Source organism: Mesorhizobium sp. CNPSo 4689, assembly GCF_057784325.1.
Genome location: NZ_JBWLUZ010000045.1, coordinates 15,113 through 28,162 on the forward strand (window position 1 = coordinate 15,113; position 13,050 = coordinate 28,162).

The following is a 13,050-nucleotide window of genomic DNA, read 5'->3' on the forward strand; positions in this document are numbered from 1 at the left end:
GATTGTCCATTAGCTCGTGTCTCGCTCCATTGTCCAAATCAATGGAGCGCACGCCTGACAGGTTCCCGATGGACTTGCTGGAGAGGTTAACAACGCGTTTCCGCACAGGCCGGTAAGAAGCCCGCGCCTCTGGCGGAGAGCGCGGGCCGATCGGAGGCCCGATCTTCGACAGACACCGGAGGGCGATGGCTGTCGCTCAGGCAGAATAGTTAGAAATCTCTAATGTTCAACTTGACGATTGGACACGCCCGGAGTCGATACCCAGTGTCACCTGGCCTCAGGCAGCAGGTGCGCCTTCGTGGATAGCTTTCTTGATCTCGGAGCGGAACTCAGGCGTATCGTGTTCCCCATGAACAGACACAGCGTGTTGTACCGCAGCCTTGTGGCGGTGTTTGGCGCGATCTTTCTCGGGGAGCGGCTCTCCGGATCGAACTGGCTTGGCGTCGCCCTTATCGCGGCGGGGGCGGTGCTGGTCGCCTATCGGGGGTAGCGGGCCGCAGCCGCCCAAGCGGCGAAGTGAGTGCCAACTCAAGTCCGCGCGAAGGGTGCCAGCGCGAACGACTCTGGAAGCGCGTCCAGGCGCATGCTTCGCTGCAGGATGTCCGGGAGGAAAGTTGTCAGGGCGACCGTTTCTTGGAGTATGCGGCGACAGCGCAGAGGAAAGCCAATGCGGCCGCATCGCACGCTGCCCGAGACGGGCCTTTGGCGAAAAGAACGGCATCTGCAACCGGGATCGTTAGGCCATGTTTTGTAGCAAAAGAGGTAAGTTCGTAAGGCTGATCGTTAGCTTCATTATGGATACCAATTTCATAGTCCATCGATCATTTCCTCCCGTATTTCGACCTTCTCTCTGGGCCTTGTCGTGACGATTAAACTGCACCTGCGTTGCGCAAGTCCACCAATCGGCAATTGCGTAAAATCGATACACTTCACGAAGACCTGCGAGATGGTTGCAGGCATATTTTCCTACGCCGCCCAGTAGCCAATATAGATGGAGCCGTGTCATCCGTTCGATGCAGGAAGCACTTCACGGGCTCGTGCTAGTCTGATGCTTGGCGCGACCTACCCATCGCGCCGGTGAGCGTCGGTTGAAAGGAAGTCCCCAAAAGCTGCCAGTCTACCGGCGCTCATTTCTACAAGCGCTAGCGCGGGCGGTGTCAAGAACGGCGATGAGATCGTTGGGCAGTAAGACGCTCGAGCGTTTCAATTATTGCCTTGGCAAGGGCTTCACCTTCATGGATCGGCTCGGGACCAGGAGCAGGACGGCTTCCTCGCTCGGCAACACGCCAGCCGGGCAGCTCTGTTCAATAGCCGCGCGAACTAATCTAAGGGCGGCCCAGGCGTTTCGAAAGTTGGCTTCCAGAGCATCCCCTCCGCGAAGCTTCTGCGCGGCCACTCCCAACGCGATTCGGCTATTGCCATACTTCGCGATGAGTTCACGCGCTTGCTCGATCGTTACGCGGTTCTCTGCCGCGAAACGCCGGATCTCATGGTCGTGAGACCGAGTGTCCTCATTGGTCTTATGGTCGGCCATTTTTTTATCTTCCCCCACGGCGAGAATGGCAAAATCTCGTTATGTTCACTCTGGCTAACATAAGCCGGTGGCCTAGACTCAGTTGCATGCGCAGGCGGGTGGCTCCGGCTCCGGCCGGTTGGAGTTCATTGAGCCATTGATGCCGACCCTGGTGGAGAAGCCGCCAGAGGGGGACGACTGGATTCATGAGGTGAAGTTCGACGGCTATCGATCGCAGATCGTCAGGGATGCCGGCGGCGTGCGCATCTTCACTCGCCGCGGCCTGGACTGGACCTCGAAGTACCGCGACCTCGCCAAAGCAGCAGCCGAGATGGAGGTTGAGAGCGCCATCATCGACGGTGAGATCGGGTGTTAGGCGAGGCTGGCTTGTCCGACTCTGGCTTGTCCGACTTCAAGGCGTTGCGCAAAGCCATCGCTAGTCGGCAGCACGACCTCTATTTCGTCGCCTTCGATCTGCTGCACCTCAATGGCCACGATCTGTGCGACATGCCGCTGGAGGACCGTCGCGAGATCCTGGCCGAGATGATCCCGGAAGACGGGCGCATCCAATTCAGCCAGGCGTTGCCGGGCGATGCCAAGGCGATTTTCCGTCTCGTCGAGCAGGCCGGCCTCGAGGGCATGGTTTCGAAGCGGAAGGACAGCAAATACCGGAGCGGCAACACCACGACCTGGCTGAAGACGAAGGCCTACTCGATCGACGAATACGAACTGCTCGGCGTCGAGCGCGAGGCAGGCAAACCCGCCTTTGCCCTGATGGCCGAGCGAGACACAGGCCGCTATGTCGGCTCGGCGTTCATCACCTTGAACCGGGAAATGCGAGAACGGCTGTGGGAGCGCGTCCGGGAACACGTAGGGCCACCGCCGAAGGGCATGAGGCGGCCGGCGACGCAAATGGGTCAACCCGGGACTGATCGGGCGTGTTAAGCACCTGCGGGGCGAGGAAGACCTACGCCATGCCTCGCTGCAGGATTTTTGGGATGAGATGGAATAGCGCGAGGCTGCAAATGGCCGACGCGGCTGCCGTTGAGACAGCCTGAGCCGCGTCGGCCACTGCGGCAATTTTAGGGATTGCCACCCGCTGAATTAGCGCGCCCGACAAGCCGGGCAACGGGCTTCTTCCGCTTCTTTAGGAGGGTTACTAGCACGGTCCGCATTGATGAATGCTCTGCGCTATCGAGTTCCACGTTCCAATCACCGTTGAGCTGGTGCTGCCAGGGGAACTGACCATGGATGCATGCATTGGGATCTGGGTGCTGTACTGCCAACCATGCCGGGAGGCAGGTCGCCCGGATCGAAACCTGGCTTTCACCAACCATGCCGTGACGCCGGACAAGAGGCGCTAGGCGCTCGCCTCTACCTGCGGATGGTCAAATCGTAAGCGAGATCCTGCTATGATCCCGAATAGCCGTCCGAATAGCGGTTATCCTGGCGCTTCTTTTCGCCTTCGCCTACGGATTCGCAAAACTCGTGGAACGTAATGGTGGCGTTGGCGATCGAACCTCTCCGTGTGAGGAATGGCCACACCCTGACTGCCCAACCCCTAACGCGCCGCCTGCAAAGTAGCTGTGCGGGCGCGCTTTGAGCGAACGGCGGCCAGGTATCGACAAGAACGTCGCAAGTGGCCGGATATATCTTTCAGCCGACGGAACGTTCGTACCCGCCCGGTGTTATCACCATGATCCCCGCACAGGGATCATAAAGGGCCGTGTCCCCTCCCGGCTCTGGTTTGAGTCCGCTGTCTCCCCGGCAGCGGACCCGACGCATTCAGTGATCGCCGGCACCTCAATACAAATGCCCAACGACTTCAGCTGCCTCCTGCTCGACTGAAAACGACCGTGCCATCGTCTTTGCGGACTTCCACCGCCACGATACCGTCATTCTGCTTTCGAGCGGGAAACGTCGCCAGTACGTGATCTCTTGCGGCCTTCTCGGCATCGAATGGCGTCTTTTCAAAGATGCCCTGTTTCCCGTACCAAATCACCGTGAAGGCCACCGCTGCGATTCTCCCTCTGTAGGCGCTCCATCGCGTCCAAGCGCGCGAAGCGGCCAAGGGATCTCTCTTACTCCGCCGAACCGTTGTTGCCAAAAGGTGAGGCGCTCGGCACGCACTGCACCGACCAACCGGCAGGCGCCGGCTGCTTTTGGTATTCGGTGATGGCGGCAGCGCATTGTTCACGCGTGTCGAAGCTGCTGGGCAGCACGACCATTCCCCCCTGCGGACCGGCGATTGCCAGATACCAGATCAACGCTGCGGTCGAAGCCATGGGGCTTTCCTTTTCCTGCGCGTTCGGGAGCCGCGGGGGGTCGGACGGCGGGCGCCCGATGCGCTAACCGCGCCGTCTGGCTTGCGGTCCTGGCACGCTTTCCGACGGGTTTGCGGCCAATTTGGCGGTTCGCCGATCTCTTAGCCACAGGGACATCTTTTTTCTTGCCAGCAGATCGTTGCGATCGCTATCCGCGCCACGCTTCGCAGCAATCGCATAGTCGGCTCTGTTCGTTCGATAGTCTTCTTTTTGCACAGACATCGTTTCCTCCCAGTCCGCGGGCCTTTTCCCTCCTTTTGGCCGACGGAAGCACTAACTGCCGGTGCATCGCGCGAGTCTACCAATTGGAGATTGTATCAAAACGAGACAGTTCGCAGTCGGGCTTCGATCTCTTTATTTCCGATGATACCGGCTTTGTCCGTCGGGCAGGAGCGCGCCTGGAAGGATTGGCAGGCAAACCATGTCCGGCCAGCGGCACCGGGCGGCCAGGACGCGCGAGGCGCGCCTTTGGAGAGGATTTCTGACGCGCCCACCCGGGCCCCGCCAGCGCGCGTTTCGGTGAAGCGATGGCGGGACCGCGTAGCATGAAGTGTCGGCGTCGGCCTCGATTACCGGACACCTCTGCCCGCACGCTGCGGCCAGAGCGGCGGCAGACTGAGGCCTTCGCTCTAGACCACTGGCGAGCCGCCCTTCAGTGGTGATGGGCGGAAACGCTCTTGACGTATTCGGACACCAGTTCCCTCGGTGCCGACTGACTGACGTCACCGACGCTAAGGATGCCGACCATCCGCATATTCTTGTTGATCACCGGCAACCTGCGGATTTTCAGTTCTTCCATGTGCCGTACGGCCTTTGCCAGATCGTCGTCTTCGCGGCAGCAGTGAATGCCGGTCGTCATGACATCGCGCGCCGTTGCGGTGCGGCCGTCGAAGCCATCGTCCGCCAGCCCTTTGCAGACAATATCGCGGTCGGTCACCATTCCGATTAGTCGGTCGTTCTCTCCGATGGGAATCGACCCGATATCCTGGGCTCGCATCATTTTCGCCAGTTCGGTGACAGCGGTTTCGGGGCTGACCCAGTCGACACCCTTATGCATTGCGTCTTTGACTTTCATGGCGGACCTCCCTTGCTGGGTTGGTGAATGTCCCCCTATCCCATTTTAACGCGGACGGGATTTGTCTGCCAGAGGTCATCATCCAGACCCGCGTTTGCGGTTGGTTGTCATGCGTCCATCTCCAGGATCGCATGATCCTCAGCGAAAATCGCTGTCGAACATCCAGTTGCGGTCGCGCCACATTTTCTCGCCGACCAGGCAGTCGGCGATGGGCCTGTCCTGTGCCAGCACAACAGGCGGATGCGCCGCTTCTTCCGCTGCCCATTGCGGAGAATCCGGACCGGCAAGCTCCAGCACCAGCTTGCGGCGGATCGCTTCGGGAAACTGCGTCCAGTCATTGACCGGGATCATGAAGGCGCCGGGACCACCGATGACGCAGTCGCTGTAGTAGCGGTCAAGATTGTTGACGTCATAGACGCTGCGAGTCATCAGCGGCAGCCCGTTTATGGTGATGCCTTGCTTCACCACCTGTTCGCGGATGAGGTCGACGGGCGCGCCCTGGTTGTTGGCCCCGTCACCCGAAATGTCGATGACGCGCTTGGCGCCTTGAAAGCCGCTTTCGGCAAAGAGATCGCTGCCGAATTCCAGCGCGCCGGAAATCGAGGTGCGGCGGGCGCTGCCCGGCGGGTGGGCAGAAAGCTGCTCGACAACCCGCTCGGCGTCGGCTCGATCGGCGATAACCGTCCACGGCACGATGACACGCTGCCAGGTCGTTCCAGCCCATTCGACATAGGTGACGGCGATCTTGCCGTAGGCGCCGTCGGCAATGGCCTGCAGCACATGGTCATGCGTCAATGCCGCCGCATAGCCGTGACGCTGAATTTCGAGTTCTTCCGGCGACATGGACAGCGAAACATCGACGGCCAACAAAAGCTCGACATCGACGGGCTCGGCAGCGGTGGACTGCGAGGTCAGGCCAAGCAGGAGCGCAAGTCCGGCAGCGCTCGGAAGGAAAAGTCCTGCATGGCCAAGAGCCATGCAAAGATTCTGGATCGCGCAGGGCCTTAGTCAAGAGGTTGCTAATACAAGGTGAGCTCGCGCTAAACGCGATTGTATCAAGACATGGAAGCGCTGACGCAGTGGCTGAGGGCTTTTACGTCCAGAGACGCGTATCAAGCCCGAGCCGCGCCTGTTCGCCTTGGGCGAAGGCTTTGGCATCTGCCCGAGAACGGAAGCCCTTGACGCTTACCACGCCGTCTTCGATGACCCGAACATAATGCTTATTCCAAGTTCCTCGATCTCGACCGAAGTCTTCCACGGCGTGTTCATCAAATTGCCCCCTTTGATGGTCGCTGAAACGTCATCACCGGGGAAAATGTTCCAACCCGCCCGCTGCTGCAAGGTGGCCGGCCTTTACGCTTTTGATCTAGCTCGGCTTTTTGTTCATCCCAGCCGAACGGGGCCGGTGCGGCCTTACGAAGGTGGACGACCATCTGTTCAATGCTCTTCAGCATGACCGTTGGAAGGCTCGCCGGAACTTATCGATAGGGTCAAAACCTAATCACCCCGAACGGCCGAGGTCGACTCGTTGCGAACCCCCTTGCGGCGGTTCGTCGGCAGGCCATGATCCGATCCCGCCATTGCGGATGGCCGGCGAGAAGGTCGCGAGAGGGTGGTAGAGCGGCCAGAAGGTCACTGACCAACACCAGTCAATAGGCTTCGATTGTCAGAATTGCGTTCTGGAATCGCTTGGCCGCAAGGTCCTCAGGCGTAATCCAATATTGAAGCGGCCCCATCTCGCCGACGTTCCAATTGAGCGCCATATCCGGCCCAAGCTGGAGCAACAGCAGGTAGCGGTCCTTCATCTCGTCGGCTGCGACCTGGACGACTTCACCCTTGCCAAGCATCTGATGGCTACGGGATGAGTGGCGGTGAGACAGGGCAGCTACGACGTCCGGACCTATGAGCACCGCACCGTCCGGGTCTGTCAGTCCCCCCTCGGCGCCTTGGATCGCCGCGATTGAAAGCCATTGATTCATCACCAGCGGAAGTTGACGATCATGCGGCTGCTTCGCCGAAGACGAGGGCATGCCGTGGACGCGCAAGTCTTCCAGGAAGGCAAGGATTTGCTGCTTCACCTCTGGAGGAGGCGCGTTATATTGCTTCAGTGCAGCATTGACCGTCGGAAAGAATGCGTTGAACATCTTGGAACCGGACGCCGACAGTTCGCGCTGCACCACCCGTAGGCGATTGGCCTCCGGGTCATCATCGGCAACGTCGCCAAAGGCCTTCAGCTTTGCCGTGACAGCCGCCGTCTCTTCGCGGTGATGTGCTTCCACCAGCTTCCGAACGATCCGCGCGGAATGCCAATTGGCCGGAAATCCCGGATATGGCGTCCAAAGCGTGTCCTTCGGCGCATGATGAGCGGAAAGCAGCGGATCGGGGGCGATCGGCGGACCGTAGAAGGCCTCAACCTTTTCGGCGCGAATTTTGTCCGCGACCTCGAAAGCATGACCTTCGTCCGCGCGCGCCGCAACTTCGGCGTCGGTCGGCTCCTCGATCCAGGCAAACTCGACCTCGACCCGATCATAATGAGTCCGCTTGCCCCGCAAGATTTCGTCAATCGGATCCGATCCCTGAATCTTGGCGGTGAAGGGCATGTCGAGCGGCTGCCACTTCTGCGTCACCTGACGCGGTTCATACCGGGTCACGAAGTGCATCGCGTCCGGTCCAAACGTGTCGGACATCGGCGCGAAGAAATAGAGGTAACCCTTTTCGGGCAGTAGATCTCGTCCAGGTCCCGGTGGCAGATCCGAACAGTCAATTTGCGCCATGAAATTGAGGCGCTCGAGCAATCCCTTCCGATTGTGAACCGTCGGCCAGTCAAATTCATCGGGGACGATCGGCAGCCCGCCAAAATAGCTCATGCTCCGTTGAGGAAGACGCGGCGGAAAGACATGCTTGATCGCAATGCGCACAGCTTGCCCACGTTCGATCGCTTCGCGGCCATCGTCGGAAATCGGCGGAATCTTGCGTTCGACATGCGCTTGGAATTTCGCCTTCCGCTGGTCGTCGCTGTCCTTTGCTTGCTGCTGCAAATCGGCGATCAGCTTTTCTGCTGCAGAGTTAGGCCGGGGCGATGCAGCATGGGTCGCTTCAGACGATGCCAGCGTGCGCTGACGAGCCTTGCCGACCGGCAAGGCGGAACTGTCCCGAGCGTTTGACGGTTCGGTCGCATCGGCGGGTGGGGAAGAGGTTCGCGCACGCCTTGGCTGTGGCTTGCCTTTTGAAGCCGAACCGGGAAACAGCCCGGCAATGCCTTTTCCTCCGCGATAGATCAGGCTGCCAACGATCAAGAGCATCGCCCCGACCACAAGCAGCGGCATCAGCATTTCCATGACGCTTACCCCCCAACCCCATCGTCAGCTACGTCGCCCCCGCCGGCAGCCAAATTATTGCCGTCATATGGGGCGTTGCGCAAGCAAGGGGCCATACCGATCCTCAATCCGTCCGCCTGATATGGGTCGGATCGCGCCGTTTCCGATCAGTCATCCATGAGTCAGCACCTGGCGCTACGTGCTCGTTCCCGTTGGTGATGGCAGAGGTCCACCGTTCTCTGGCCTCACTTCAGAGAAACTTGAGGGCAAACCCTGACCCGAAGCAGTCAGGTTTTCGCTCGATCGAGGAGAGGTAGCACCCATTTGCCAACTCACCAGGAACCATGGAGTGAGCTGCGGGTTTGGCAGGAATGCCGACAACGTTCGGTCCAACCATTCACATCCAAAGGAGAACACAATGACAATAGCGAGCAAAGCGACTGCAGTTGCCGCGGTGTTGGCTATGTTGGCCTCGCCCGCGCTGGCCGAGTCGAGCGGAACACCTGTGCCCGCAGTAAAGGCACAGGATCATGACCCCGAACAGTCGCCCGAAGCGACCGAACAAACCCAAGACTCTATGCGTGAAATGATGCGCCAGATGATGGGTGAGATGCTGCAGGAAAGGATGCAAAAGCATCACGGTCCCCGAGCAGAGCGGCGCGGTGGCGACCGGTGGCATCGGGACTACAGAATGGGCCCGCCTGAAGGGCGGCGGATGACAGGAGGCCGTGGGGGTATGGGAGCCAAGATGATGCATGGCGCAAAGATGCGAATGATGTTTGCCATTGTGGACGCGGACGGCGATGGCGCGCTTTCGCAGACCGAGGTCCAGGATTTCATCGGACGGATCTTCAACGCCGTCGACGAGAACGGCGATGGCAGCGTCGACATGGAGGAAATCCAATCCTTCTTCCATGGAGCCGGCAACGAGGAGGCGGAGTAGACTCGGGAGGGCTCACGCCAGCCGGCACGATCGTCATTCAACACTGTTCCTCGTAGCCTTGGTCGGCATCGTCACCGTTGCGAGGTCGCAGAAGACGTCCTCCTTTATAGCCCGCAAGCATCGACGCGCGGCCGTCCCACTGTCCCACTGTCTAGGGCGTGGGACAGTGGGACAGCTGCAATTCAAGGCTCCCTGCCTAAAGGCCGAATTGCTTTCAACCGTGTTTGAATGCGATTGACCTTCGATCTGCTTAAACCGAGTGCAGCGGCGATGTCGCGTACGCTTTCGCCGTCGCGCGTCATGGCCATGACGAGATCGGCTTCGACATCCTGAAGTTCCTTCACCGTCCACAACGCCTCTCCGTCGCGAACTTCCAGCTTTGCCTCGAAGGGCTTTGCGGCCTCACCGAACACGCCGCGCGCCTTGCCCAAGTGAACCTCGAAGCGGGCGCCATCCTCAATCTTGTAGTCGTCCGGGTGCTTCAATGTGATGAGTGTGTCCAGGACGTCTTCCCGCTTGCTTGTGCCACGCGGATTTCCACCGCGGCCTTCGTGCTCGATCAAAAGAACGCTGATGCCTCGGCGACGGAGCCTTAGTTGCCAGGATTGCATCGTGTCCCAGCTTTCGGCCTCATTTTCGCGGCCGCCGCTCGTCAGCGTGGAGCGGTTGTCTAGAATGAGTAGCTCTGTAGGGCCGAGATAGCTTCCAGCCGCTCCTGCGACTCCGTCTGCGAGAGATTGAGGCTGACGCCGATCTCCTGTTCGTCCATTGGCAAGATGCGCAGTCGTCCGGAACAGACCTGGTTGAACATGCGAAGCCGTTCCTGCAGATCCGCGCCCGGCATCTCGCCATCGACGTAGAACACATTGCGAGGGACCGGCGCCCTCCAATTCAAGAATGCGCCTCCGGTTGCGGCGGCATGTGCGATGCCGATTGCTACCTGAGTTTTGCCGACGCCTCGGAACGCCGACAACATTGCCAAACTTCCTGTGCGAATGATCGGCTCCAGGATGAAGTCACGCGGCTTCAGTCTCATCGATGTGAATTCGTGCGACGCGAACCACTTGAGGGCAGGGCGCCGCTGCCCGGCATCGGCGGCTGGTGCTCCAACGAGACGTGTCGCGTTTATGGATTCGAGCAGTTGTTCCGGTGAATGCTTCATGGGCGTTGCCCATCCGCGAAATCCGAACCTTCGAATGCCGGTATGATTCTGTTCACGTCCTTGCCGGCGCCGTCCCAGCGGCTCGCACACTCGGCAGCTGCGGCCAGGCCGGCGGCGTCGTGGTCGGCGAACACGGTCAGCGCCTCGATACCGGAAAGCACGGGGAACTTCGCAATTCCGCCTGCCGATAAAGCCACCCACATCGGCCGGAAGCCCATGGCCACGCAGGCCAGTGCGGTCTCGATCCCCTCGGCGACATGGAGGCCGATGCTCACGTTCTCGTCCGCGGAGAGCTTCACACAGGCGCCTGCGGCCCGGCCCAACATCTTCTTCGCGTTGCCAAGACCTGGGACTTCGGCTTTGCCGCTGCCATCCGACTTCAGTGCAGTCCTGTGTATGCCGCAAATTTCGCTTGTGCGGATGTCGACCATGGCGGCAACCATCGCAGGCAGCCTGGCGGTCTCGCCGGTGTCCAGTCGGAAAGGGCAGGTAGGATGGAAGCGCAAGCTGCGGCCATCAAGCGCCTCTGAATCAAGCTCCAGACCGCGGCTAGCCAGATAGGCCTGCGCCGGCGTTGATCGGATCGTCACAGCCTGATCCCATAAGCTTCGGGCTATCCGTGACTTGTGATGCGCAGCGGACCGAGGCGTGTCGGGCTGCGTGCAATCAAATGGTGATCGATCTGCTCGCGTCACGTATCTGGGGTTGGGTGCGCGAGACAGTCCAAGTCGCTCGCGCACGTGGTCCTTACATGCCCGCCAATCGTCGGCGCGAAGCTGATAACGGTGAAGCCATCAGGGGCTCCCGGCGTCAGCAGGACGGACATGGATCGATCTCGGCCGGAATGACCTGGCCCCGGTGCAGCGATCCTGGAGGCTCCTACCACGTCTCCACCCAACAACCGGGCGATGGATGTCGTGTTCATGGCTGGCCCGCAGATTGCGCGCGCTCATGATCAGCAGCAATCGGGGGAGACTCGTTCAACAAATGGGGTGTGCGACACCGCATCACTGCCAGGTATGCGAAGCGGTTCGGGGTCAGCCGCCACTGAACCAGATGAACCAATCTCTGTTCGGCCGCCCAGTAAGCGAGGTGGCGAAGACGGGCAAGATCCCTTCGCCCCGGCTGGGCGGGCCGAGCGTTATGACCGCGACCTGCTAGATCTCTTTGGCATCCAGGACGAGTTGGCTAGCGCGGTCGCCTCCACGGTGGGCGGTCGGGTCGAGGCGGCTTGGCGTGAACGCGCGGTCAGCCTCAGTCCGAGTGCGCTCAAAGCCTATGACCTGGTCTTGCGCGCCAGGGCGTTCGTCATGAAGTTCACCAGAAGTGACACCGAACAGGCCCGGACGCTGACGCGCCATGCGATCGAAATCGACCCGACCAGCTCTCAGGCGCACGCCTACTACGCATATTGTTGTTTTGTGACCCAAATGGCCCACTGGTCGGAGGATCGCGATCGGTGTCGTGTTGAAGCCATTGAATTTGCGAAGCGGGCGGTCACGCTCGATGACGCCGACAACAACGCTCGCTGGATCCTTGGAATGGTCCACAACGCCAGGGGAGAATACGAGGAGGCGCGGTTTCATCTCGAAAAGGCCGTTCAAAACAATCCGAATGACACGGAAGCAAGGGGGTACTACGCGTATTTCCTTCACACCATCGGACGGCCCGAGGCCGCAATCGAACAGTTCGAACTGTCGAGGCGGCAGAACCCGTACGACTTCACCTGGTTCCCATGGGGCAAAGGCTGGGCATATTTCACCGCCCGCCGGTATGGTGACGCCATTGCGTCATTGAAGTCGATTCCGGAACCGATCAATGAAGTTCGAGGGATTTTGGCGGCAAGCTACGCCTATGCCGGACAGTTAGCCGAAGCGAATGCGATGCTGGAAGAATTTCTACGCGTTGCCGAGGACGACATGGCGGTATTCCCGGGCCGCCGGCTCAAGGATTGGGATGAGTTCTGGCGGGGCGCGGCCTGGTACCAGCATCAGGAAGATCACGACCATCTGATGGACGGCCTGCGCAAGGCGGGGTTGCCGGAATGACGGATGATTAGTTCGGCACTGGCGCTTCGCTCTTGCCCGGCGCAAGCCGGACCTAGCGAGCGATGGCTTAGTTGTGGTCTTTTTTGGCAGGCGAGCGAACCGCAAAACCGCTAGCAGCAAGGCCGGCGCTAAGGCATTGATATTGCTGTCGTCAAAACCTGGGGATTTTTGGAGCTACTCCCCAGCTTCGGAGAATGATGGACATTCGGAGAGCAGTTCGGGCGAGAACGGTGGTTCCGCTCTCCACGGCTTTTGGCCGTACATCCCGTAAACGCTGGGCTTCAGGGAAGCCATGAGGGGACCGGAGAATTGTTTGGACTTTGAAGGTGGTAGCGGGAGAGCGCTGCCGCCTTTCCCCCCACCCAGAAAACCTGCGATATTTTCTACGATGTCGGGCGTAATGGACCCGTCTCGGTGCTGCAAAGACCGGTGGGGAGCGGCAAAGTCCGACCCATCAACGTCGCGGCTCCGTTGCTAAACGTCTATTTCGCGCCGCATGTCCACCCTAGGACCAGCTTGGCCGGTTCCTGAAAGCAGATGAGGTGGATGGCTCCCGCTCCCGGCATCACAGTGCCACAGTGGGTTTGCTGTCAGGCAACCCGAGCTAAGGAGCCATCCGCCATGCAGATTACCACCGTGGGCCTTGATCTGGCCAAGCGCATTTTTCA

Annotated in this window: 12 protein-coding genes and 2 pseudogenes; 4 read left to right on the plus strand and 10 right to left on the minus strand. The window is 60.0% G+C overall.

Annotated features, from left to right (window positions below; all coding sequences use genetic code 11):
* Positions 1–379 precede the first annotated feature (379 nt).
* Positions 380–490 (plus strand): annotated as a pseudogene (locus AC04SI_RS30145) (EamA family transporter); the annotation flags it as partial.
* Between the two features lie 127 nt (positions 491–617).
* On the opposite strand, the gene AC04SI_RS30150 reads toward AC04SI_RS30145, so the two are convergent.
* Positions 618–818, minus strand: coding sequence for a hypothetical protein (locus AC04SI_RS30150; protein ID WP_488475468.1), 201 nt, complete (start codon positions 816–818; stop codon positions 618–620).
* A 389-nt stretch (positions 819–1,207) separates the two neighbouring features.
* A complete protein-coding gene (locus AC04SI_RS30155; protein ID WP_488475469.1) occupies positions 1,208–1,534 on the minus strand; it encodes a hypothetical protein in 327 nt (108 codons plus the stop codon).
* A gap of 139 nt (positions 1,535–1,673) precedes the next feature.
* On the opposite strand from AC04SI_RS30155, the pseudogene AC04SI_RS30160 reads away from it, so the two are divergent.
* Positions 1,674–2,525: pseudogene (locus AC04SI_RS30160) on the plus strand (ATP-dependent DNA ligase).
* 813 nt (positions 2,526–3,338) lie between these two features.
* Here AC04SI_RS30160 and AC04SI_RS30165 read toward each other — a convergent pair.
* The 5 genes from AC04SI_RS30165 to AC04SI_RS30185 form a co-directional block, all read right to left on the minus strand.
* Positions 3,339–3,527, minus strand: coding sequence for a hypothetical protein (locus AC04SI_RS30165; protein WP_404284792.1), 189 nt, complete (start codon positions 3,525–3,527; stop codon positions 3,339–3,341).
* A 67-nt stretch (positions 3,528–3,594) separates the two neighbouring features.
* Positions 3,595–3,798, minus strand: a complete 204-nt coding sequence (locus AC04SI_RS30170; protein ID WP_404284794.1) for a hypothetical protein — start codon at positions 3,796–3,798, stop codon at positions 3,595–3,597.
* 691 nt (positions 3,799–4,489) lie between these two features.
* Positions 4,490–4,912: a CBS domain-containing protein gene (locus tag AC04SI_RS30175; RefSeq protein WP_404284796.1), complete on the minus strand. Its 423-nt coding sequence runs from the start codon at positions 4,910–4,912 to the stop codon at positions 4,490–4,492.
* A gap of 138 nt (positions 4,913–5,050) precedes the next feature.
* On the minus strand, positions 5,051–5,890 hold the full coding sequence (locus AC04SI_RS30180) for a DUF1194 domain-containing protein (protein WP_404284798.1): 840 nt from the start codon (positions 5,888–5,890) through the stop codon (positions 5,051–5,053).
* A 671-nt stretch (positions 5,891–6,561) separates the two neighbouring features.
* Positions 6,562–8,250: a DUF1963 domain-containing protein gene (locus AC04SI_RS30185; RefSeq protein WP_404284800.1), complete on the minus strand. Its 1,689-nt coding sequence runs from the start codon at positions 8,248–8,250 to the stop codon at positions 6,562–6,564.
* A gap of 397 nt (positions 8,251–8,647) precedes the next feature.
* Here AC04SI_RS30185 and AC04SI_RS30190 point away from each other — a divergent pair, with 397 nt between their 5' ends.
* Complete coding sequence (locus tag AC04SI_RS30190) at positions 8,648–9,172, plus strand: EF-hand domain-containing protein (protein ID WP_488475470.1); 525 nt, start codon at positions 8,648–8,650, stop codon at positions 9,170–9,172.
* A 182-nt stretch (positions 9,173–9,354) separates the two neighbouring features.
* On the opposite strand, the gene AC04SI_RS30195 is transcribed toward AC04SI_RS30190, so the two are convergent.
* From AC04SI_RS30195 to AC04SI_RS30205, 3 genes are all read right to left on the minus strand, one after another.
* Complete coding sequence (locus AC04SI_RS30195; RefSeq protein ID WP_488475471.1) at positions 9,355–9,735, minus strand: helix-turn-helix domain-containing protein; 381 nt, start codon at positions 9,733–9,735, stop codon at positions 9,355–9,357.
* Positions 9,736–9,842: 107 nt separating this feature from the next.
* Entirely contained in the window at positions 9,843–10,334 is a 492-nt protein-coding gene (locus AC04SI_RS30200) for an AAA family ATPase (protein WP_488475472.1), read from the minus strand.
* Entirely contained in the window at positions 10,331–11,074 is a 744-nt protein-coding gene (locus AC04SI_RS30205; protein WP_488475473.1) for a DUF7146 domain-containing protein, read from the minus strand. The genes AC04SI_RS30200 and AC04SI_RS30205 overlap by 4 nt, the downstream gene beginning before the upstream one ends.
* Before the next feature lie 183 nt (positions 11,075–11,257).
* Here AC04SI_RS30205 and AC04SI_RS30210 point away from each other — a divergent pair, with 183 nt between their 5' ends.
* Positions 11,258–12,382 carry a tetratricopeptide repeat protein gene (locus tag AC04SI_RS30210; RefSeq protein ID WP_488475474.1) on the plus strand — a complete coding sequence of 375 codons (1,125 nt, stop codon included), beginning with the start codon at positions 11,258–11,260 and terminating at the stop codon, positions 12,380–12,382.
* The last annotated feature ends 668 nt before the right edge of the window (positions 12,383–13,050 follow it).

Coding starts and splice junctions, on each gene's coding strand:
- AC04SI_RS30150 (WP_488475468.1), bottom strand. CDS start 818: ATGGACTATGAAATTGGTATCCATAATGAAGCTAACGATCAGCCTTAC.
- AC04SI_RS30155 (WP_488475469.1), bottom strand. CDS start 1,534: ATGGCCGACCATAAGACCAATGAGGACACTCGGTCTCACGACCATGAG.
- AC04SI_RS30170 (WP_404284794.1), bottom strand. CDS start 3,798: ATGGCTTCGACCGCAGCGTTGATCTGGTATCTGGCAATCGCCGGTCCG.
- AC04SI_RS30175 (WP_404284796.1), bottom strand. CDS start 4,912: ATGAAAGTCAAAGACGCAATGCATAAGGGTGTCGACTGGGTCAGCCCC.
- AC04SI_RS30180 (WP_404284798.1), bottom strand. CDS start 5,890: ATGGCTCTTGGCCATGCAGGACTTTTCCTTCCGAGCGCTGCCGGACTT.
- AC04SI_RS30185 (WP_404284800.1), bottom strand. CDS start 8,250: ATGGAAATGCTGATGCCGCTGCTTGTGGTCGGGGCGATGCTCTTGATC.
- AC04SI_RS30190 (WP_488475470.1), top strand. CDS start 8,648: ATGACAATAGCGAGCAAAGCGACTGCAGTTGCCGCGGTGTTGGCTATG.
- AC04SI_RS30200 (WP_488475472.1), bottom strand. CDS start 10,334: ATGAAGCATTCACCGGAACAACTGCTCGAATCCATAAACGCGACACGT.
- AC04SI_RS30210 (WP_488475474.1), top strand. CDS start 11,258: ATGGCTGGCCCGCAGATTGCGCGCGCTCATGATCAGCAGCAATCGGGG.